Genomic DNA, 20,427 nt, shown 5'->3' with positions numbered 1-20,427 from the left:
GGGGCGGGACGGGCCTGCGAGGGCGCCTTGTCCCGGCCCCTCGTCCTCGATATCGAAACCCGATACCGCAGGAAGGCTCACCGATCCAGGCGGCTGCGACAGCAAGGCCGGACCGGCGCTCGATGGGGCGCCGGGGGAGGCCGTCCTGCGAGGGACGCCGAACCCTGGACGCTCGCGACCCCACCTCCTCCTGCCACGACGGACCGAGACGGACCGAGACGGACCATGGCCGATGCTCCCCCGACCGCTGAGGCGAGGCCTGCCGGCGAAGCCTCCGCAGGCCCTCCCGGCTCCGCCGGCGAAGTGTTCCTGGCCTTCCTCAAGCTCGGCCTGACCGCGTTCGGCGGCCCGATCGCGCATCTCGGCTACTTCCGCGACGAGCTGGTCACCCGACGCCGATGGCTCGACGAGCGCGGCTACGCCGACCTGGTGGCGCTCTGCCAGTTCCTGCCCGGGCCGGCCTCCAGCCAGGTCGGGTTCTCGCTGGGCGTCTTCCGTGCTGGCGGGCTTCCCGGCGGGCTCGCCGCCTGGGCCGGGTTCACCCTCCCGTCGGCCCTGCTGCTGCTCGCCTTCGCGTACGGCGCCGCCGCGCTGTCCGGCCCTGTCGCCGACGGCGCGATCCACGGATTGAAGCTCGTCGCCGTCGCCGTGGTCGCGCAGGCGGTGTGGGGCATGGCCCGCTCCCTGGCGCCGGACCGGCCGCGCGCCGGCATCGCGGTGGCGGCGTTGTTCCTCACCGTGTTCGTGGCCGGCTCGGTCGGGCAGCTCGCCGCCATCGTCCTCGGCGCCGTCGCCGGCCTCGCCCTCTGCCGCGCGGCGCCGCCGGGTCAAGCCGGGCACCTCGCGTTCCCGGTGTCCCGTCGGGCAGGGGCTGCGGCGCTGATCGCCTTCGCCCTGCTCCTCGTCGTGCCTCACATGCTCGCCGCCGGCCTGCACGCCCAGGCCCCGGCACTGTTCGACGCCTTCTATCGCTCCGGCGCCCTGGTGTTCGGCGGCGGCCACGTGGTGCTGCCGCTGCTGCAGGCCGAGGTGGTCGCCCCGGGCTGGGTCGGCTCCGGCACCTTCCTCGCCGGCTACGGCGCGACCCAGGCCGTGCCCGGCCCGCTGTTCACCTTCGCGGCCTATCTCGGGGCCGTCGCCGGGCCGGCGCCCCACGGGGTGGTGGGCTCGGCCATCGCGCTCGTGGCGATCTTCCTCCCGGGGTTGCTGCTGGTCTACGGCATGCTGCCCTACTGGGACGCGTTCCGGACGCGTCCGCTGGCTCAGGCGGGGATGCGCGGCACCAACGCGGCGGTGGTCGGCATCCTCGGGTCCGCGCTCTACGATCCCGTCTGGACCAGCGCGGTCGGCACCCCCCGCGATGTCGCGGTGGCCGTGCTGGCCTTCGTGCTGCTGACGGTCGGTCGGGTCCCGCCGTGGATCGTCGTCGCGCTCACGGCCCTGGGCGGCGTCGCCCTGACCCTGCTCTGACCGGAGAAGGTCACCCGTTACGGCCGGCGGGCGCGCCGCGCCGGCGGCCCCGGCCACCGTTCAGGCCGGCTTCACCGCGGGTGGATGCCGGCCACCTCAGCCTCTCGGGCGGGGCGAGGGACGCGGCCTGCCCCGTCGTGAGGGACGGCCCTTGTCGCCGACGCGCGGTGCCGTGGCGGTCGGGTCCCTCGCGCGGCGGCACCTCGTGGAACGGCCCGCGCCTCCGCTGGCGCGCCGGGGCGCGGTCATCGCCGCCCGACGGCGTCGCGCGGTCGATCCGCGACTGGCTGCGGCCGGTCCGTTCCGTCCGTGAGGTCAGGTCCCCCCGGCGCCGGGCTTGTAGCCGCGGCGACCCGGTTCCTCGATCATCCGCTGGGCGTAGAGATCGCCCGCGGCCGCGTGGTGGAGGATGTGCCGCCGGACGGAGCCAGCCAGGAGATCCTGGTGTTCCATGTGGTCAAGCTCGCGGATGGCCCGCCGCAATCACGGGGACCAGGTCGTGCGCACCGGGTTCGACCGGCTCTCGGCCGTGCGTCGGAGGGGCGATGCCGGGGACCCAGCCGTCGAGGAGAACGATCGCTCAACCCGCCAAGCTCGACGCCCTGTCCGCCTGCGTGGCCGCAGGATGGTGGAGGCCTTCCCAGCCGAGCCAGCCCGTGTAGAGGCCGACCAAGACGATCAGGGCGGCCGAGGCGTAGGGCGCCTGGCGGGCGAAGCCGCCGAAACCGGACCAGCGCGCGGCGACGTGCTTGACGCTGAGCGCCGCGATAACGCCGGCCGAGACCATCGTGAGCGCCAAGCCGATGCTGAAGCAGACGACGAGTGCGAAGCCCAGGCTGAACTGCTTGAGCTGGATGCAGAGGAGCAGGACCGTGATGGCCGCCGGGCACGGGATCAGGCCGCCGGTCAGGCCGAACAGGACGATCTGAGCGGTCGTCACCGGCCGGCCCGTGAAGCGGCGGCGGATGTCCTCGGCATGCGCCCTGGCATGGGCGTCGTCCTCGTCGCCCAGGTTCATGTGTCCATGGTCGTGCTCGTGCTCTTCGAAGGCAAGCTCATGGGTCTCGGCTCCGGCCGGCCCCTCCAGGTGTAGACGCGCCGTGAAGGCGTGCGGCTCCGGGACGGTCTCCAGGCTTTCCAGGAGGTCGTCCCCGGTCGCGAAGGCGAATGTCTGCCGACCGCCATCGGGCCGGACCGTCTCGAGGGTCGTCGCCCCGGCGGCCGGCAGCGCGCGCCCCTCCGCCCGCACCCGCCAGCGCGGCGGCACGCCGTCCTCGAACAGCTCCAGCGTCAGGATCCCGGCTTCGGTCGCGACGCGCCTCGCCGCGTCGTGATGGTGGTGATGGTCGTGGTGCTGCGCGCGCCAGGTGCGCCACGCCATCCAGAGCGCGATGCCGACGATGACGACCGCGGAGGCGAGCTGGAAGTACGGCTCGCTCGCCGCGCCGCCCCATTCCTGGCCGAGATACTGCCCGCCCAGCGCGATGAGCCACACGACGGCGGTGTGCGAGAGCGTGGCGGCGAGCCCCAGCAGCACCGCCTGCGTGACCGTGCCCCGGACCGCGATGATGAAGGCGGCCATCATCGTCTTCGCGTGGCCCGGCTCCAGGCCGTGCAGGGCGCCGAGCAGGATCGCGCTCGGCACGAACAGCCAGGCATGTGCGGTCCCCTGCTGAAGCAGGTCAGGCAAGGAGGTCATCGGCGCCCGTCATTTCAGGTAGGTCCGCACCACCTCGATCAGCTCGGCCGCGCCGCGGGCGCGCTCGGCGTCGGGCTCGGCGTCCGGGTTCACGACGTGGTGGCGGATGTGGTCTTCCATCAGCTCGGCGGTCAGCCCGTTGATGGCTCCACGCATCGAGGCGACCAGCATCAGGACGTCGCTGCAGCCGAGCTCGGCCTCCAGGGCCCGCTCGACGGCTTCCGCCTGACCCTTGATCCGGCGCACCCGCGCCAGGAGCTTGGTCTTTTCCTTGATCGTGTGAGCCATGGGGCGGCTTCCGCTTCCGGGATGATATATAGGGGGGTACCCTATCGTGTGTCGAGGCGAAAACGCGCGCCCGTCAGAGAGCCCGTAACATGACGAAGGACGACCCTTGCATCTCCGTCTGCCGGTTCGACGGCCGAAACGGATGGTGCGTGGGGTGTGGCCGTACGGTCCCGGAGATCCGGGCATGGCGGAAGATGTCGCCCTACCGACGCACGGGCCTCCTCCGGGAACTCCCGCGCCGGTTGGTGCAGCAGGACAGGACCCCGCCTGCGCCGACGCCAACGTCTCCGCCCGCGCGTGGCCGGCGCTAGGGCCCTCCGCGGGATGCCGGTGTGGTCGTCGACCGGCCGGCCTCGCCACGCCTCGGCCCCGTCTCCCGGGACCGGGGAACGAGGCCCGGGCAGACGCCGTTCCTGATCGCGGGGCCGCCCAGGTCGCGCCAAGTCGCGAAGGAGAACCGCCATGAGCAGCACGACCGACAAGATCAAGGGCCTGGCCAACGAGGCCGTCGGCACCGTGAAGCAGGGCGTCGGCAACGCCACCGACAACGACAAGCTCAAGGCCGAAGGCAAGGCTCAGGAACTCAAGGGCGACGCCCAGAAGGCGACCGGCGACGTCAAGGACGGCGCCAAGCACGTCGCCGACAAGGTCACCGGCAAGGCGTGATCCGTCGGCCCCGGGGCGGCACCGCGCGCCCCGGGCATCCCGATGTCACCGCCACGGCATCGCCGGGGGACGCCGCGAGCCCCGGCACAGGCTGTCCTCACGCGGACCGCCCGCCCCGCCGGGCTCGTCGGTCGGGACGATGTCCGATCCGTGGCCGGACCGTCGCCCGCGAACGGCGTCGCGGGCCCGTGGGCCGGCTGAACGCGGCGCAACCGGTGCCGGGGACCGGACCTCGCGTCCTGTGAGCGCGAGCCGATCCACACCCTCCCGGGCGCGCCTGCGACCTGAAGGTGATGTTGCGCCGCGACCAGGCGGACGGCGCCGTGGCGTGGCCGAGGTGGAGCACGTGGCCGGCCCGGCCGGTCGCGGGCCACGCAGCCATCGCGATTGCGCCGCCGCGATCGCGCGGGGCTGCCTCCGCCTGTAGCGGGGCGCGCCTCAGGCGGGATCCGGCGGCGCGGCGCCCACCCGTGCCGCCGGCTCCCTCCAGCGCAGGACTTCGATCAGGCTTCGGAGGGCCGGGGTGACCTGCCGGTCGGGGTAGTACAGGTGGCAGCCCGGGAACGGGGGACACCAGGGGTCCAGCACCTGGACGAGCCGCCCGGCCGAGAGGTCGTCGGCGACCTCGTCCTCCAGCATGTAGCCGAGCCCCGCCCCGGCCCGCACGGCTGCCGCAGCGAGGCCCCCATCGTTAGCGATTAACTGCCCGCCCGCGCGGACCCGGATCTCGCGCCCGTCGCGGGCGAACTCCCAGGGCAGCAGGCCGCCCCCGCCGACGAGGCGGTAATTTACGCAGCGATGCGCCTCCAGGTCGGCGGGCGTTGCGGGGCGAGGATAGCGGGCGAAATACGCGGGCGTGCCGACGACCACCGTACGCAGGTCCGGTCCGACCCGGACCGCGACCATGTCCCGCTCGACCGTCTCGCCGAAGCGGATGCCGGCATCGAACCCCGCCGCGACGATGTCGGTCAGTCGGTCGTCGACGACCACCTCCACCGAGACCGCGGGGTGGTCGATCAGGAATCGGGGCAGCCGCGGTTCGAGGACGGTGCGTGCGGCGTAGGCGAACGTCGTCAGGCGCAAGCGGCCCGAGGGTACGCCGCGCCAATCGGCCAGGGCGTCGAGGCCCCGTGCGACCTCGCCGAGGGCAGGCCCCAGGGACCGGAGCAGCCGCTCGCCGGCCGGGGTCGGGGCGACGCTGCGGGTGGTGCGAGCCAGGAGGCGCACGCCGTACCGTTCCTCCAACCCCCGCATGGTGTGGCTGAGGGCGGAGGCCGACACGCCGATCTCGGCCGCCGCCCGCGTGAAACTGCGATGGCGTGCCACCGCCGCGAAGGCCGCCAAGTCATCGAGGGTACCGCGCCGCATTCCTGAGCCGAACTCACAAACCCATGCCGATCATAGCAGCTAATCGCGGCGCCTGTGGCGGATTACGCCTAGAGCCTCAACAGAGAGGCGCGGCGATGGACCTGACGCATTATCGGACCCTGGGGCGCTCGGGCCTGGCGGTGAGCCCGCTGGCGCTCGGCACCATGACCTTCGGCGCGGGCCGCTGGGGCAGCGACGCGGCGGTCTCGGCGGCGATCCTCGACTGCTACGTCGAGGCCGGCGGCAACTTCATCGACACCGCGGATGTCTATTCCGGCGGCGAGAGCGAGACGATGCTCGGCGCGCGAGTCGCGGAGCGCGGGCTGCGCGACCGTCTGGTCATCGCGACGAAGTCCGGCTTTTCCCGCGCGCAGGGCACGCCGCTCGCGGGCGGCAACAGCGCCCGCAACATCCGCGCCGGCCTGGAGGGCTCCCTGCGGCGGCTCCGCACCGACTGGATCGACCTGTACTGGACCCACGTCTGGGACCGGACCACGCCGCCCGAGGAGGTGCTGCGCGCCCTGACCGACGCCGTCGCCCGCGGCGACATCCTCTATTACGGCTTCTCGAACGCCCCGGCGTGGTACGCGGCGCAGATCGCCACGTTGGCGCGGGCGCACGGCCTGCCGGAGCCGGTCGGGCTGCAATACGCCTACTCCCTGGTCGACCGGGGCGTGGAGCTCGACGTCCTCCCCGCCGGCAAGGCGCTCGGGATGGGCTTGGTGCCGTGGAGCCCCCTGGCCGCGGGCCTGCTGACGGGCAAGTACGGGCGCGGGATGCTGGCCAAGTCCGGCGGGGCGGGTTCGCTCCCGGACCGGACCGGCGAGACGCCTCAGGGCGGCAGCGACGGGCGGCTGAACGGCGACAACCCGTTCGGCGGCCTGCTGTTCACGGAGGCCAATTTCGCGGTGGTGGACGTGCTGCGGGCGGTCGCGGCGGAGGTCGGAAGGCCCATGGCGCAGGTCGCGTTGGCTTGGGTCGCCCGGCGGCCCGGCGTCTCGTCGGTGCTCGTCGGCGCGAGCCGACCCGAGCAGCTGGAGCAGAACGTCGCCGCCCTCGAGGTGGCGTTGAGCGCCGACCAGCAGGAACGGCTGGACGCGGCCGGCAAGCCGCCAAGCCTCAACCCCTACTTCATCTTCGACCTGCCGACGCCGACCATCTTCGGCGGTCAGGCCGTCCAGGCCTGGTAGATCCATCGCCTCCTCGGCGGCGGCGACACCGGCCGGCGGACGCGATCCGCGCACCGAACCGAAACCGGCTGCCGGGGTCGGACGGAACCCGGCGGTCGGGTCGGCGTCGAGGCCCGGCCCGCTCTGCGGGGCGACGATCTGCAGGTTGCGGGGCCGCCGAGCCATGGAAGAACGCCCCAGGCGCAGGTGCGTCCGGGGCGTCGACACCCGCACGGCCAGGTCGACCGGGCGGGGGATGCCAAGGTCGACCAGTGCGCCCCGTCGTCCGTCACGGGGCGAAGGACAGGACCGACGCGCCTCGCCCGCCGCCACGTCCGCGGCACAGGGCCGGGCGAAGCGCGACCGATCTCAGTACGAGCCGAACTTGAAGTTCAGGCCGGCGCGGGCGATGCCGCCCTCGGTCCGGAAGCGGGAGATGTAGCCGACACCCGGGCCGCCGACGGATCCGACCAGCAGGTTGTGGCTGCCGAGGTCGTAGCGCAGGTACTCGGCCTTGATCGTCACGGCATTCGACCGGAAGAAGTTCAGGAACGAGTCCGTGGGCAGGGCGTACTCGATGCCGCCGCCGTAGGCGTAGCCGGTGTCCATCCGCGAGCGGCTGCCGAAGTAGGTCAGCGGCGCCGCCGTCTGGAAGCCGACCCGCTGGGTCACGTCGCCGTAGGCGAAGCCGCCGGTGCCGTACACGAAGACGCGGTCGAAGGCGTAGCCCACGCGTCCGCGCACGGTACCGAGGAAGCTCAGATCCGTCCGGTAGGTGTTGGTCAGGACGTTCGGGTTGAAGGCGGGGCGGAAGATCGACTGCACGCCGGTGCGCTGCAGATCCATGTACTGGGCATCAGCCTCGACGCCGACGACGATGCCGGAGCCCGCGGTGAACTGGTAGTTGTAGCCGACCTGGCCGCCGGCGGAGAAGCCGTCCTGCGACAGGCGGACGGCCGGGCTGCGCAGCAGGTTGTTCACGTTGTTCTGCAGCGCGCCGATGCCGACGGTCCGGATCGTGTCCGCCTCGGTGTAGGCGTAGCCGGCGTTGATACCGAAGTAGGCGCCGGTCCAGGTGAACACCGGGACGGGGGTGAACACCGGCGGCGGAGCGGCGCGGCGCGGCAGGTCGGCCGCGGATGCGGCACCGGTCAACGCAGTGCACGCCACGAACATGCCGAGCAGATTTCTGATCACGGTCGTCCCCCGTCTGTGTCCCGAATCGCGACGATGATTAGACGAGAACGCTCCGAACTCATGTATCCGCAAAGTCACACCGCGGGGTGGATGTGGCTGAGATCAAATCTATTCGGAGACGGGATCGCGCGATGCTGGGTTCGCGGAGGCGATGACAGTGTCATGTATCCGCCGGGGCAAGATGAACGGATCGGACGCTCTTTTAATCCCCCATCCACGCCATACATTTCCGACGGCCCTCTCGTGGTGCTGGCCGTCGTCCCGCTGGCCGATGAGCGACGGGTCAGCGGGGTTCTCGGGCGCGGCATGGCGTCGGACGCCCTGATCCCGGCGTGGCCCGGACCGACGACGAGCGTCAGACTGTCGACCGCCTCGTCGGCGACGGCTGCGGTGACGACCCGCCCCGGCATGGTCTCGATCTTGGCCTGCGCCGTAGGGGCGCCCTTCCCGATCGCGGCCACGGGGTCCGGGACGATCGGCGCGCGCACCGATCGTCCCGATATCCGTCGTCCTCGGGCGCTCGGAGCCGGTTAGTCCTTGCCGCCGTCGATGACGCGGAAACCCTCGGCCTCGAAAAAGGGCTTGGCCGCCGGGCTCCGGAGGTACTCCAGGAACCGCTTCGCACCCGCGCCCCTGGCGTCCGCGGTGACGGCGAACGGGTACACCACGGGGGGGTGGCTGTCCGCCGGGAACACGCCCACGACCTTCACGGTCGGATCCGACTTCGCGTCGCTCTCGTAGACGACGCCGAGCGGCGCCTCGCCGCGCGAGACCAGCATCAGGGCCGCCCGTACGTTGTCGCTCTGAGCCAGACGAGGCTGGATGCTGCCCCACAGGCCGAGCTTCTCGAACGCAACCTTCGCGTATTTGCCGATCGGCACCGAGTTGACCTCGCCGGTGGCGAGCCGACCGTCCGGCCCCAGCGCCGCCGCGAACGCTTCCGGAGTGAAGGCCACGGCGCTCTCCTTCGCGTCGCTCGGCGCGATCAGAACGAGGCGGTTGCCGAGCAGGTTCACCCGGGTGTCAGGGCGAATGAGATTCGTCTTGGCGAGGTAGTCCATCCAGTCCAGATCGGCCGAGGCGAAGAGGTCCGCGGGTGCGCCGCTCTCGATCTGGCGGGCGAGGGCCGAGGATGCCGCGTAGCTCGCCCTGAGTTCCACGCCGGTCTGCGAGGTAAAAGCCTTGCCCGCATTGTCCAGGGCGTTCTTGAGGCTGGCCGCGGCGAACACCGTTACGGTGTCGGCCGCCTGCGCCACTCCAGCGGCGAGGAGCAGGGCGGCGACGAGGCCGGTACGGATCAGGCTGCGCATGCGTGACGCGGTCCCCGGCGACGGATGTGTCGGCCCCGCTATAGCGAGCGAAATATGCCGCGGGGAAGAGGTGATCGCGACGCCCCTGGACCCCGGAGGGTGCGGCGCGGTAGCCCACAGCATGGCGCGAGGGGGGATCGCTAGGTGGCAAGCCTGAGCATCAGGATCGATGTCGGCCCCGGCAACCGTATCGGCCCAGGCAAGGTGCAACTCCTGGAGATGATCGCCGAGCAGGGTTCGATTTCAGCCGCCGGGCGGGCGCTCGGGATGTCCTATCGCCGGGCATGGCTGTTGATCGAGGCGATGAACACCGGCTTTGGGCGACCTGTGGTGGAGGCGCAGATCGGCGGCAAGGCGGGTGGAGGTGCGCGCCTGTCGCCCTTCGGCGCCGACCTTATCGCCCATTACCGCGCGATCGAGCGGGCTGCCGACCGCGCTGCCGCGCCCTTTCTCGATCGGATCGCCGCTTCCGCGCCGGGCAGGGACGCCGTGCCGCCGACCGGCGCCTCCTGAGCGGACGCGTTTGATCGGACAGGCGGCTGTATCCGGTTGGATACGGCGTCTGCTCCCCTCGGATCGCGCCCGGAAGCGGTCCACCGTCCATTCGCCCGCCTCCGTCGCGGATCACGGCAACGCCGAGCGGCCCGCACGCAGACGTTCCTGGCTTCCGCCATGGGTCGTGAGCCGGCGTCGCGGTGACGCCCGCTTCACCGCGACGCCGCTCGGAACCCGACGGTCGGGAATCCGCCCCAGGGCCGCCATCCCGTCCCCGATCCATGCCAGCCGTACCGGCCGCCGGCGGTGCTTCCCGGACCCTGCCTTCTTCGGCCAGCCTGCGAGGTCGGCTCGAGGCGAGACGCTCTCGTCGGGGTGCTGCCTCCAAGCCGCCATCCAGCTTTGTTCCCGAGGCGCCCACCCGCAAAGCCCGGCGTGAACCTACTCGATCACCTCATCGGCCTGCGCGAGGAGAGCGGCGGGGATCTCGAGGCCGAGGGCATCGGCCGTCTTCAGGTTAAGGACAAGCTCCAGTCGTGCGGGCTCCTCGATCGGTATCTCGGCTGGGCTGTGACCCTTGAGGATCTTGTCGACGAAGGATGCGGTCCGTCGAAACTGCGCCGGAAAGTTGGGACCGTAGGAGATCAGGCACCCTTCTCTGACCATGAGGCCGTTCGCCACCATCGTGGCGATACGGTTGGACAGGCCGAGCTTGGCGATTTGTCGACGCTCGTTGAAGAACAGCGGGTCTTGCATGAACACCACGGCCGGGATGGAGCGGCCGCTCAGTCCCGCAAAGGCGCCGCTCAGTTCCTGGGGTGCATCGATCCGGGTCACATCGACGAGGACGTCGAGATCCGTCGCAGTCGATCGCGTTCGCTCCTCGACGGCGCGACTCATGGACGAGTCCTTCGCGTTCACGAACAAACCGACCCGCTTCAAGCCCGGTATCGCAGCTCTCAATTGTTCGAGGCGCTTCGAACTCAGTTCCACAGCCGCTGTTGAGAGGCCGGTCAGATTTCCGCCCGGTCGCGAAAGGCTTTTCGCGAATCCGCGACCAACGGGATCGGGCACAACTAAAAAGACGACGGGTGTCGTCGATGTGGCGCGCTGGGCCGCCGCCGTCGCAGGGCCCGTCACGGCTATGATGATATCGACCTTCGCCCTGATCAACTGATCGGCATTGGCGACGAAGTTCTCATACTTCTCCGCTGCGTAGGTTTCTATCAGATTGTAGTCGCGGTTTTCGACATAACCGAGATCCTGAAAACCTTTCCTGAGGGGCTCCGCATAGATCGCCTCGTCCTGAGGAGTGGCCGCGTGCCAGAGAACACCGATCTTGGGAACACGCTGCCGCTGAGCAAGCGCTGGAGATCCGACGAGCGGCGTCATGCAAAGCAGAGCCAGGACGACACGACGGCTGCTCACGCGGCCGCGATCCCGAGCCCGGATCTGCAATCGAGGCATCCCCTTACCTCGTCGGTAGGAGCGGTCGGGACAGCGGGTTCTGCCGCGGTTCGATGCGACTTCAATGCTCGCGGACGGCGCCGCGTGCGTCAAGGCGGTCCCGAAGGTAGACACGGGCAGTGACTGGTTTCGGATGTACGAGCATCAAGCCAGATCTGCGCAGATGCGTCGCAGGAGCTGCAAGCCGGTCGGGAGACGGCCGCTGCATTTCGGAGCCGATCGGTTCCGGCCGGACGCTCTCACGGCGGCTCCCGGCAGGCGATGCGGGAAACCGGACCTCCGACGGAGTCCGGCGACCGCCCTGAGCCAGGCCGGCATGCTCAGTGAATCGCCGCGTCAGCGCTTCACGAAGCCGATGTCGGCGGCCACGGCCTTGAGCCGGTCCGGCTCCCGCTCCTTCCGCTCGCTGTAGCGGTCGACCAGATAATCGGCGCGCTCGCGGGTGAGCAGCGTGAACTTCATCAGTTCCTCGCAGACGTCGACCACGCGGTCGTAGAGCGGGCCCGGCTTCATCCGGCCGGCCTCGTCGAACTCCTTGTAGGCCATCGGCACCGAGGACTGGTTCGGGATGGTGATCATCCGCATCCAGCGGCCCAGCATCCGCAGGCTGTTGACCGCGTTGAAGCTCTGCGAGCCGCCTGAGACCTGCAGGACCGCCAGCGTGCGCCCCTGCGTCGGTCGGACCGAACCCTCGCTCAGGGGCAGCCAGTCGATCTGGCTCTTCATCACGCCGGTCAGGTTGCCGTGCCGCTCCGGTGATATCCAGACCTGGCCTTCGGACCAGATCGAGAGGTTGCGGAGTTCCTGCACCTTCGGGTGATCGGCGGTCGTGTCGTCCGGCAGCGGCAGACCGTCCGCGTCGTAGATCCGCACCTCCCCGCCCATGGCCTCCAGCAAGCGCGCGGCCTCGTAGGCGAGGAGGCGGCTGAACGAGCGCTCGCGCAGCGATCCGTAGAGGATCAGGAACCGCGGCGGGTGCGTGAACCGCGTCGCCGTCTCAACGCTCGCGCGGTTCGGCACCGCGAAATGCGCCGCGCTCACGTTCGGCATGCCGTCCCGGAAGGGTTGCTCGGGCTTGTCCACCATCGACCTGTCTTGTACAATCAAATTGTCATTTGAATGTTGAAGCACGCATGGACGAACGGCAAGCCCTCGCGGCGTTCGCGGCCCTCGCGCAGGAGCACCGCCTGCGCCTCGTCCGCGCGCTCGTGACCGCCGGTCCGGCGGGCTTGGCCTCGGGTGTCCTCGCCGATGCGGTCGGTGTCTCGGCCGCATCGGTGTCGCATCACCTGAAGGAACTCAGCCATGCGGGCCTCGTCGCCTCGCGGCGCGAAGGGCGATCAATCCTCTACAGCGCCGCTTACCCGGCGCTGTCGGACCTGATCGCCTTCCTGATGCGCGATTGCTGCCAGGGTCACCCGGCCGTGTGCGCGCCCGTGGTCGCCGCCCTGTCCACCTGCGAGTGCGCGACCGGAGAGATCGCCCATGCCTGAAGCGTTCGACATCGTCATTTACCACAACCCGGATTGCGGCACCTCCCGCAACACCCTGGCGATGATCCGCAACGCCGGGGTCGAACCGCACGTGGTCGAGTACCTGAAGACGCCGCCGACGCGGGCTATGGTGCGCCAGCTCGTGCGGCGCGCCGGGACCACGGTGCGCGCGTTCCTCCGCGAGAAGGGCACGCCCTATGCCGCGTTGAATCTCGGCGATCCGGCGCTCACCGACGAGCAGTTGCTCGACGCGATCGAGGCGCATCCGATCCTCCTGAACCGCCCCGTGGTCGTCAGCCCCAAGGGCGTTCGTCTGTGCCGGCCGTCCGAGGCCGTGCTCGACCTGGTGCCGGTGCAGCAGGGCGAATTCGTCAAGGAGGACGGCGAGCGCGTCGTCGACGAGCACGGTCGCCGCGTCGCCACCGCCTGATCCGCCTCGAACGAGATCGCCAGCCGGGCGGCCTGCCGGCAGGCCGTCGGCATCGGCGCGCGCCTACTCCCTCAGCCATCAGGATCCGGCCGCGATGCTCGCGCTCGCCATCTTCCTCGTCACCCTCGTCCTCGTCATCGGGCAGCCGAAGGGGCTCGGCATCGGCTGGAGCGCCCTCGCCGGTGCGGCCGTGGCGCTCGCCTCCGGCGTCATCCAGCTCGGCGACATCCCGGTGGTCTGGCACATCGTCTGGGACGCGACGTTCACGTTCGTCGCGCTGATCATCATCTCGCTCCTGCTCGACGAGGCCGGGTTCTTCCACTGGGCGGCCCTGCACGTCGCGCGCTGGGGTGGCGGGCGCGGCCGCCTGCTGTTCCCGCTCGTGATCCTGCTCGGTGCGGCCATCGCCGCCGTGTTCGCCAACGACGGTGCGGCGCTGCTGCTGACCCCGATCGTGCTGGCGATCCTGCTGCGCCTGGACTTCTCGCCAGCGGCGGCGCTCGCCTTCATCGTCGCCTGCGGGTTCGTGGCCGACAGCACCAGCCTGCCGCTGGTGATCTCGAACCTCGTGAACATCGTCTCGGCCAACTACTTCGACGTCACCTTCGGCCGGTACGCCGCCGTGATGGTGCCGGTGGACCTCGTCTCGCTGGTCGCGACCCTCGTCGTGCTCTGGGCCTACTTCCGGCGGTCCGTGCCGACATCCTACGCGATCCAGGCACTCGAGCCTCCGGCCGAGGCGATCCGGGATCGGACCGTGTTCCGGGCGGCTTTCCCCCTGCTCGGCGTCCTGCTCGTCGCCTACTTCGTCACCGCACCGTTCGGCGTCCCGGTCTCCGTCGTCACCTGTGCCGGCGCGACCCTCCTGCTGCTGCTCGCGAACCGCGGCGGCGTCATCCCGATCCGCAAGGTGCTGACCGGCGCGCCGTGGCAGATCGTGCTGTTCAGCCTGGGCATGTACCTCGTGGTCTACGGGCTGCGGAACGCCGGCCTCACCGAGGAACTCGCCAGGGGCCTCGTTTGGCTGGCCGGGCACGGTCCGTGGGTCGCCACCATCGGGACAGGCTTTGCCGCCGCGATTCTGTCGTCGGCGATGAACAACATGCCGAGCGTCCTCATCGGGGCGCTCTCGATCCAGCAGGCTCCGGGCCTCGCGCCGCTGACCCGCGAACTCATGGTCTACGCCAACGTCATCGGCTGCGATCTCGGGCCGAAGTTCACCCCGATCGGCAGCCTCGCGACCCTGCTCTGGCTGCACGTCCTGGCGACGAAGGGCCAGACGATCACCTGGGGGCAGTACATGAAGGTCGGCCTCGTCATCACCCCGCCGGTGCTGCTCGCGACGCTGCTGGCGCTCGCGGCTTGGCTGCCGGTGCTCGCGGCACCGTAGGCCCCGACCGAAGACGGCCGATGCCGGCCGGTGGTCTCAGCCCTGGGCGCGGTGCAGATCCTTGCGCGGTGCAGATCCTTGGACGGCGCCGGGGGGCCGCAGACCATCCGGCTCGAGTCGGTCGGAAGGCTTGGACCTTCCCGCGAGCGGTCGGATCGGGCGCGCCGATACCGGCCATGCGCTGATCTCAGGTGCGCCGGAATGCCGGGCACCTATCGAGCCGCTCTCGAAACGGTCGTTCAGGGCGGTCTTCCGCCGGCCGGCCTCCGGATGAAGCGGTCGTGGCGCGGACGTCAGACCGAAGGCTTGCGGTGCGTGTGACAGGGTCATCCATTCCCGGCGGGATGATCGACCGAGCCGACCATGGACAGGTCGGGTACCGGCGGGCGGGCAACGACCCTCCTGCGCGTAAGCCAGAGAGACACCCCGTAAATCGTCACGCCCGCAGCCGAGACAGCAAATGATCGCCAAAACTCGAGGACGGCAGGAGCGAGGCTCAGCGAAAACCGCATGTTCATTTGCGCGCTGAGCGCGGATGTCAGGACGTTTGAGGATGTCAGGGTGGAAATCGCCAGGCACGAAGCAAGCGCGACGACTGGAAACGCCAGGGCGGTGTAGGGTCGGGGGATGCCGTGCACGATCGAGATCGTCACGATCCCAGCGATGACGGCCATCCAGGGGAAATAGAGGATCAAGCCGCCTGCTACGATCCCGAGGAGCACTCCGAGGCCACCCACATCGCCGCGTGGACTGGGCGTCAGCCAGATGGCCATCATCAGAAAAGGCAGCCCGAACCATACTGACGCGAGCACGAACAATGCGAGTGCCGCAGCACGGTAGGGACGGAAGCCCCGCATATCGGCAGGACCGGAACGATCACGGCGGGACGCCAACCAGGCCAGGATTAAGCCGTATAGGAGCGGTGGCAGTAGACACACTGCGCCGTTGTTGAGGGCCGCGATGAGCGCGCGCCTGGGAACGGCGGCTTCCGCGCCTGCGAGAGGCAGCCACATCTTACTGTTCGCAACCATGCCCGCCGCCGTGAAGGCGGGTGGAATTGCTCGTGTCGGTATGTGCGCGGCGACGGGCAGAAGCACGAGTGCCGGCCAGAAGAGCGGAAGCACGACCCAAGGGAGCGCCCAGAGGAACGTGATCTCGCCGAAGGATACGAGCCGGGCGGCAACGATTAGGGCGACGGTGATCGGCCACGCCAACACCAGCGCCGAGAGGGCAGGAAGCCCGCCCAGCTCCAAGCGGGCGTCAAACCGCCTCGGCGACGCGAGCGCTGTCCATTCTGAAGCGACGAGGCCCATCCGGCGCAGCTCTTCTCGGCGTAGGAACATGTGCCTTCATAGCATACGCTCCCGGTCTCCGATGGTCTTGATGAACCGTAGGTCGCCGTCGAAGATCACGGCCCCGGGGCGTTTGTCGTTTGCGCCGGACCGTCGATGCGGATCGGTGAGGGGCCATCCGCTGGTCCGGCGGCTTCTCTCCCGAGCGGACGGCCGGCCTTCGGCCGGAAACGGCTGGCGCCGATGGCCGGTCGAGCGTCTCAGATGAGCGGAAGCGCGACCGTCCGCCTCTGAGCGGGGGCCGGAGGACGCAGGCGCCGTCGTTGGGCGCCCCCGCAGCCTTTATCGAGCGATCGGGACGGGTAAGCGTCCCGAGGCTCCACCGAGTGATCGAGGACGGCCACATCCAACGATGCCGAGCCACAGGCCGCGTCCGGCAATGATCCGAAGTGGGCGGGCGTCGCGCCGGTCTCCGGACGACCACATGCTCGCCAATCTTCCACGCGCATGCCGGCCAAGAACGATGACCGATTTGCTTTCATTTCCGCCGGCGCAGCCCACGACTTCTGATGGCGTGCCCGAGGGCCGATTTTGTCGAGTATCGTCAGTCAGAAAGCGCATTTTTCAGCGCGACAGGGCGGTGCCTCAAAGGAAAGTCAATTACTTACAGTTGCATAGGCAAGTACATAATATTTACCCATACTTTGTATCAATTGGCGCAACAGAAAAGTCTTTGTTCTGGCGGGCGCACATTGGATGCGCCGGGAGGGCCGCTCATGCTGAAGCGTCTGCGTCGTCAATCCGTCTCGGCTGTCGCCTGTGCCGACGCCCGTATCCCGGCGATGGTGCCTGCCGTCGATCGTCAGCCGCCGACCCTGAACCAACGGGCCGAACCCGTCGTCTCGCAGATCGAACACGACCTGCACACGCTGGTCTCTGCCGTGCAGCGGAGTTCCGCCGAAGTCGGTCGATCCGTCGTTCAGGCGAGCACGGCCCTTGCCGACATCGGCGCTCGCACCGCGGTGCTCGTCGGTGAAACGCAGACCGTCGACGGCACGGCCCATCTCCTCGCCCAAGCCGCCCGGGAACTCACGCAGGCGTCGACCAGCATCAGCGTCCAGATCCACACCGCGGTCGGCCTGCTGGCGCAGATCACGGCGGTGGTGAGCGCGGCGCAGGATCAGATCGAGCATCTTCGTGTCTCGTCGGGCGAGATCGGCGCCGTCGTCAACGTCATCGGCGGGATCGCCAAGCAGACCAACCTGCTCGCCCTCAACGCCATGATCGAGGCGCGCAGAGCTGGCGACCAAGGTCGCGGATTCGCGGTCGTGGCGCAGGAGGTGAAGGAACTCGCCGCACAGACGACGCGCGCGACCGATGAGGTCCGCGCCAGCATCGCGCGCCTGCAGCACGATGCGCTCGGTTCCGTTCGGACCGTCGGCGACGCGGCGAGCCTGGTTCAGCAGGTCGGACCCAAGTTCATCGAGGTCGTCGCCGCCGTCGAGGAGCAGACCGCATCCACGGCGGAACTGAATCGCTCCGCTGAGGCGGTGGCGCACTTCGTCAGTCACGTCGTCGACAGTGCGAGCGCAATCCGAGCGCAGGCGCAGGCCGCCTCGGCGGTGAGCGCGGCGACGGCGATCTCGACGACCTCGGTTGAGCGCCTGCACGGGCGCACTCTGGTGGTGTTGCGCAACAATGCGTTCGGTGATCGCCGTCACCATCCGCGCCTTCCCGTCGCGCTGACGGCGACGCTCCTGCGCGGCGGGCGACGTTACGGCGCGCGCACCATCGATGTGGGCCGCGGCGGCTTCCTGGTGACGTCGCCTGAGGACTTGCAGGCAGAGGCGGGGTTGGAGCTCGACGTCGAGATCGCGGAACTGGGCTCCGTCACGACGCGGGTCGCGGGTGTCAGCGGGCTGGGTCTGCACCTGCACATCACGCGGGCACCGGAAGGGTTCGCGTCCAGGGTCGACGAGCTTGCGGGATCGGTCAACGCTCAGAACGCCAGCTACATCGCACGCGCCCAGGCTGCCGCCGCGGAGATCCAGCACGCGCTCGAGGCCGCGCTGGCGGACGGACGACTGACCGCGGCGGCTTTGTTCGACACCTCGTATCAGCCCGTGGCAGGCACTCATCCGCAGCAATACCTGACCGCGGCGGTGCCGGTTCTCGAGACGGTGCTCACGCCGATCCAAGAGCGCCTGCTCAGTGCCGATCCGCGCCTGACGTTCTGCGCCGCGATGGACCGGAACGCCTACTTGCCGGTGCACAACCGGAAATATGCCAAGCCGCAGCGCCCGGGCGATGTCGCCTGGAACACGGCCAACAGCCGCAACCGGCGTATCTTCGACGACCGGGCCGGGTTGATGGCCGCGCGCAACACGGAGCCGTTCCTGGTGCAGTCGTACGCCCGCGACATGGGCGACGGCCGCCTGGTGATGCTCCTGGAGATTGACGCTCCGATCCGGATTGCCGGCCGTCACTGGGGCGGATTCCGCATGGCGTATAGCTTCTAGCCTCCACGCCGGCATCACGCCAATCTGAATACTGCCTCATTCAAAGACTTGATCGAGAACTCATGTTCCTGAATTCAATATGATGAGTCAAGAACACGATATTGCGGAGACAGGACGGCAAACCAGCCAGATCTGGCTGACGGCGGCGCTGCTGTACTTCGGCGCCGCCGTCGCGGTGATCCATCTCACCAGCAACGGCCGAAGCATAGCGACCATCTGGCCGGCCAATGCGATCCTTGTGGCCTTGCTGCTGGCCGATGCGCGGCCGCGCTGGCGGACGGTTCTGAGCGCGGGGTTCGTCGCGAACATCGCGGCCAACCTGCTCCTCAGGGGCACGCTCGCGGGCCCGATCTTGTACGGCCTCGCCAACCTGATCGAGGTTGCCGTGGCCGTCTGGCTGCTGCGCAGGGCGTTCGGTACGGACAATCCTCTACGATCAACCGGTGCCGTCCTTCGGTTCATCCTCATCGCGGGCGTGCTGGCCCCGGTGACCAGCGGCACGCTGGGCAGCTTGACTGCGCTCCTCGTCTTCGGCGAACCCTTGTGGACGGCCTTCGCCACGTGGGTCGCGAGCGACGGGCTCGGGCTTCTCGTCTTCACGCCCTTCCTCTACGCCGCATTCCGGGGCGAGTTCGTGACGTGGTTCATGGGCCGGGCGTGGCCGCAGCGGTTGGAGGCGATCGCGTTGCTCGCGATGGCCGGAGTGGTCGCTTGGTTCATCTTCTTCGGTACGAGCCGCCCACTGCTGTTCGCGATTTTTCCGCCCCTGATGCTGATCACGTTCCGGGTTGGCCGGCTTGGCACGGAGGCTGCCGTGATGCTCGTCGCCGTCATCGGAGGGGCCGCGACGATGCAGGGCCGGGGTCCTGTCGTGCTGATCGCGCCCGATACGGCGACGCACGTGCAGGCCTTCCAGGTGGTTCTGGCCACCATCCTGATGACCTGTCTGCCGGTCGCGGCCGAGGTGACGGCGCGGGCGGATCTCACGGCGGCCTTGGCCGCACATGATCGGGAGATGACCGCAAGCGCCCTCACCGATCCGCTGACCGGGATCCTCAATCGTGGTGGCTTCGAAAGCGAGGCCAGGATGCTGCTGTCGAGGACGTCGTCGACGCCGCTCAGCCTGCTCGCGGTCGACTTCGATCACTTCAAGCAGATCAACGACCGTTGGGGCCACCATGCCGGCGATCTGGCGCTCCGGCACGTCGCAACGCTGCTGCGATCGCACACGCGTGTCCAGGACATCGTCGGGCGATCGGGTGGCGACGAGTTCATGATCCTCCTGCCGAACACCGCCCTGGACGTGGCCAGAGAGGTCGGCGAGCGCATTCGCGCCGGCGTGCACGTCTCGCCCCTGTCGGTCGACGACAAGTCCGTGGCGTTCATAAGCCTCAGCATCGGTGCGGCCACGTCGCATCCGGGCGAGCGTTACGAAGACCTGGCTCGACGGGCCGACCGAGCCCTGTACGATGCGAAGGAACGGGGGCGTAATACGCTGTGCGCATCCACCTAGTTTGTATCAAGGACCTACAGCTCGAATCGGGCGGGTTGGTTTTTGATTACAGTGTGTCGCGCAAAGTGGCGAGACGCCGGAATGGCCCCGGTAGTTCGATGCCGCACCGTATTGGAGTCGTGCCGCGGCACCTGTCTCTGCCGAACGAGACGATGGAGATCCGGACCGAGGGCTGAAAACCGAGATCTTCATCGCTCGGCTCGCGACTCGGCAGGGTCAGTTCGCGCAGCCGACCCAAGCGCGCTTCGAACGAGAGCCGGGCGACGTCGGTCTTTGAGAGGACCTCACGGCCCCCGGCAGGCCGGACAGGGGTCGCAATCAGCCCGTCCGCGCGTGCTGCGCGCACCGCAGGGGCCTCTCAACGGCCCGTTCGAGGTGGAGGCGATCCATCGACGCGGACCCTGGCGCTCCTTCGATGCGGTCGAGGACGCCCCCTAGGGTGGGTCGACGGGTGCAGCCGCCTCCGCCCCGCGCCGATCGGCAACGTCTCGCCCGCGGAGGCCGAAGCGCGCCATCATGCTCACGGTGTCGACCAAGCCCTGGTCGCCCGGCCCAAGCGTGGTCGCCCGGCCCAAGCGTGGTCGCCCGACCCAAGCCACGATCGGCCTCCGGGGAATCCGATGCGGTTCACATCGGCTTGGAACAAGGCCCGGGCGGATTT

19 protein-coding genes are annotated in these 20,427 nt (G+C 69.4%); 10 read left to right on the top strand and 9 right to left on the bottom strand.

Going from position 1 to position 20,427, the window contains the following annotated elements; all coding sequences use genetic code 11:
• Positions 1–225 precede the first annotated feature (225 nt).
• The gene (gene chrA / locus MKK82_RS20895) at positions 226–1,470 is read left to right on the top strand and encodes a chromate efflux transporter (protein WP_243986718.1); all 1,245 of its coding nucleotides are present in this window, start codon (positions 226–228) and stop codon (positions 1,468–1,470) included.
• A gap of 315 nt (positions 1,471–1,785) precedes the next feature.
• On the opposite strand, the gene MKK82_RS20890 is transcribed toward chrA, so the two are convergent.
• The 3 genes from MKK82_RS20890 to MKK82_RS20880 form a co-directional block, all read right to left on the bottom strand.
• Complete coding sequence (locus MKK82_RS20890; protein ID WP_243986716.1) at positions 1,786–1,923, bottom strand: hypothetical protein; 138 nt, start codon at positions 1,921–1,923, stop codon at positions 1,786–1,788.
• Between the two features lie 127 nt (positions 1,924–2,050).
• The gene (locus MKK82_RS20885; protein ID WP_243986714.1) at positions 2,051–3,169 is read right to left on the bottom strand and encodes a nickel/cobalt efflux transporter; all 1,119 of its coding nucleotides are present in this window, start codon (positions 3,167–3,169) and stop codon (positions 2,051–2,053) included.
• Positions 3,170–3,178: 9 nt separating this feature from the next.
• Positions 3,179–3,457: a metal/formaldehyde-sensitive transcriptional repressor gene (locus MKK82_RS20880; RefSeq protein WP_238291062.1), complete on the bottom strand. Its 279-nt coding sequence runs from the start codon at positions 3,455–3,457 to the stop codon at positions 3,179–3,181.
• Positions 3,458–3,546: 89 nt separating this feature from the next.
• Here MKK82_RS20880 and MKK82_RS20875 point away from each other — a divergent pair, with 89 nt between their 5' ends.
• Positions 3,547–3,768, top strand: coding sequence for a DUF1289 domain-containing protein (locus tag MKK82_RS20875; RefSeq protein ID WP_243986713.1), 222 nt, complete (start codon positions 3,547–3,549; stop codon positions 3,766–3,768).
• A gap of 151 nt (positions 3,769–3,919) precedes the next feature.
• Positions 3,920–4,123, top strand: coding sequence for a CsbD family protein (locus MKK82_RS20870; protein ID WP_243986711.1), 204 nt, complete (start codon positions 3,920–3,922; stop codon positions 4,121–4,123).
• A gap of 438 nt (positions 4,124–4,561) precedes the next feature.
• Here MKK82_RS20870 and MKK82_RS20865 read toward each other — a convergent pair whose 3' ends face one another.
• Complete coding sequence (locus MKK82_RS20865; protein WP_243986709.1) at positions 4,562–5,491, bottom strand: LysR family transcriptional regulator; 930 nt, start codon at positions 5,489–5,491, stop codon at positions 4,562–4,564.
• A 95-nt stretch (positions 5,492–5,586) separates the two neighbouring features.
• Between MKK82_RS20865 and MKK82_RS20860 the strand changes: the two genes are divergently transcribed.
• Complete coding sequence (locus MKK82_RS20860; RefSeq protein WP_238291057.1) at positions 5,587–6,681, top strand: aldo/keto reductase; 1,095 nt, start codon at positions 5,587–5,589, stop codon at positions 6,679–6,681.
• 348 nt (positions 6,682–7,029) lie between these two features.
• Here the strand turns inward: MKK82_RS20860 and MKK82_RS20855 are convergent, their stop codons facing one another.
• Positions 7,030–7,836 carry an outer membrane protein gene (locus MKK82_RS20855; protein ID WP_243986785.1) on the bottom strand — a complete coding sequence of 269 codons (807 nt, stop codon included), beginning with the start codon at positions 7,834–7,836 and terminating at the stop codon, positions 7,030–7,032.
• A 551-nt stretch (positions 7,837–8,387) separates the two neighbouring features.
• Positions 8,388–9,167: a molybdate ABC transporter substrate-binding protein gene (modA, locus tag MKK82_RS20850; protein ID WP_238291056.1), complete on the bottom strand. Its 780-nt coding sequence runs from the start codon at positions 9,165–9,167 to the stop codon at positions 8,388–8,390.
• A gap of 144 nt (positions 9,168–9,311) precedes the next feature.
• Between modA and MKK82_RS20845 the strand changes: the two genes are divergently transcribed.
• A complete protein-coding gene (locus MKK82_RS20845) occupies positions 9,312–9,680 on the top strand; it encodes a winged helix-turn-helix domain-containing protein (protein WP_238291055.1) in 369 nt (122 codons plus the stop codon).
• Positions 9,681–10,103: 423 nt separating this feature from the next.
• On the opposite strand, the gene MKK82_RS20840 is transcribed toward MKK82_RS20845, so the two are convergent.
• Both MKK82_RS20840 and arsH read right to left on the bottom strand, forming a co-directional pair.
• Positions 10,104–11,090: an ABC transporter substrate-binding protein gene (locus tag MKK82_RS20840; RefSeq protein ID WP_243986707.1), complete on the bottom strand. Its 987-nt coding sequence runs from the start codon at positions 11,088–11,090 to the stop codon at positions 10,104–10,106.
• Between the two features lie 375 nt (positions 11,091–11,465).
• The gene (gene arsH, locus MKK82_RS20835; protein ID WP_243986783.1) at positions 11,466–12,212 is read right to left on the bottom strand and encodes an arsenical resistance protein ArsH; all 747 of its coding nucleotides are present in this window, start codon (positions 12,210–12,212) and stop codon (positions 11,466–11,468) included.
• A gap of 50 nt (positions 12,213–12,262) precedes the next feature.
• On the opposite strand from arsH, the gene MKK82_RS20830 reads away from it, so the two are divergent.
• The 3 genes from MKK82_RS20830 to MKK82_RS20820 all read left to right on the top strand — a co-directional run bounded on the left by MKK82_RS20830 (position 12,263) and on the right by MKK82_RS20820 (position 14,442).
• Positions 12,263–12,622 carry an ArsR/SmtB family transcription factor gene (locus MKK82_RS20830; protein ID WP_243986706.1) on the top strand — a complete coding sequence of 120 codons (360 nt, stop codon included), beginning with the start codon at positions 12,263–12,265 and terminating at the stop codon, positions 12,620–12,622.
• On the top strand, positions 12,615–13,052 hold the full coding sequence (gene arsC, locus MKK82_RS20825) for an arsenate reductase (glutaredoxin) (RefSeq protein WP_243986701.1): 438 nt from the start codon (positions 12,615–12,617) through the stop codon (positions 13,050–13,052). The genes MKK82_RS20830 and arsC overlap by 8 nt, the downstream gene beginning before the upstream one ends.
• Before the next feature lie 94 nt (positions 13,053–13,146).
• The gene (locus MKK82_RS20820) at positions 13,147–14,442 is read left to right on the top strand and encodes an arsenic transporter (RefSeq protein ID WP_243986691.1); all 1,296 of its coding nucleotides are present in this window, start codon (positions 13,147–13,149) and stop codon (positions 14,440–14,442) included.
• Positions 14,443–14,768: 326 nt separating this feature from the next.
• Here the strand turns inward: MKK82_RS20820 and MKK82_RS20815 are convergent, their stop codons facing one another.
• Positions 14,769–15,755: a hypothetical protein gene (locus MKK82_RS20815; protein WP_243986689.1), complete on the bottom strand. Its 987-nt coding sequence runs from the start codon at positions 15,753–15,755 to the stop codon at positions 14,769–14,771.
• Between the two features lie 692 nt (positions 15,756–16,447).
• Between MKK82_RS20815 and MKK82_RS20810 the strand changes: the two genes are divergently transcribed.
• Positions 16,448–18,253 carry a methyl-accepting chemotaxis protein gene (locus MKK82_RS20810; RefSeq protein ID WP_243986687.1) on the top strand — a complete coding sequence of 602 codons (1,806 nt, stop codon included), beginning with the start codon at positions 16,448–16,450 and terminating at the stop codon, positions 18,251–18,253.
• Between the two features lie 82 nt (positions 18,254–18,335).
• Entirely contained in the window at positions 18,336–19,766 is a 1,431-nt protein-coding gene (locus MKK82_RS20805) for a GGDEF domain-containing protein (RefSeq protein ID WP_243986686.1), read from the top strand.
• Positions 19,767–20,427 lie beyond the last annotated feature (661 nt).

The sequence above is a fragment of the Methylobacterium sp. E-046 genome, assembly GCF_022829625.1.
Classification (GTDB): domain Bacteria; phylum Pseudomonadota; class Alphaproteobacteria; order Rhizobiales; family Beijerinckiaceae; genus Methylobacterium; species Methylobacterium longum.
The sequence above is the reverse complement of the archived record's forward strand: the minus strand, read 5'-3'. Positions and strand labels throughout refer to the sequence as shown.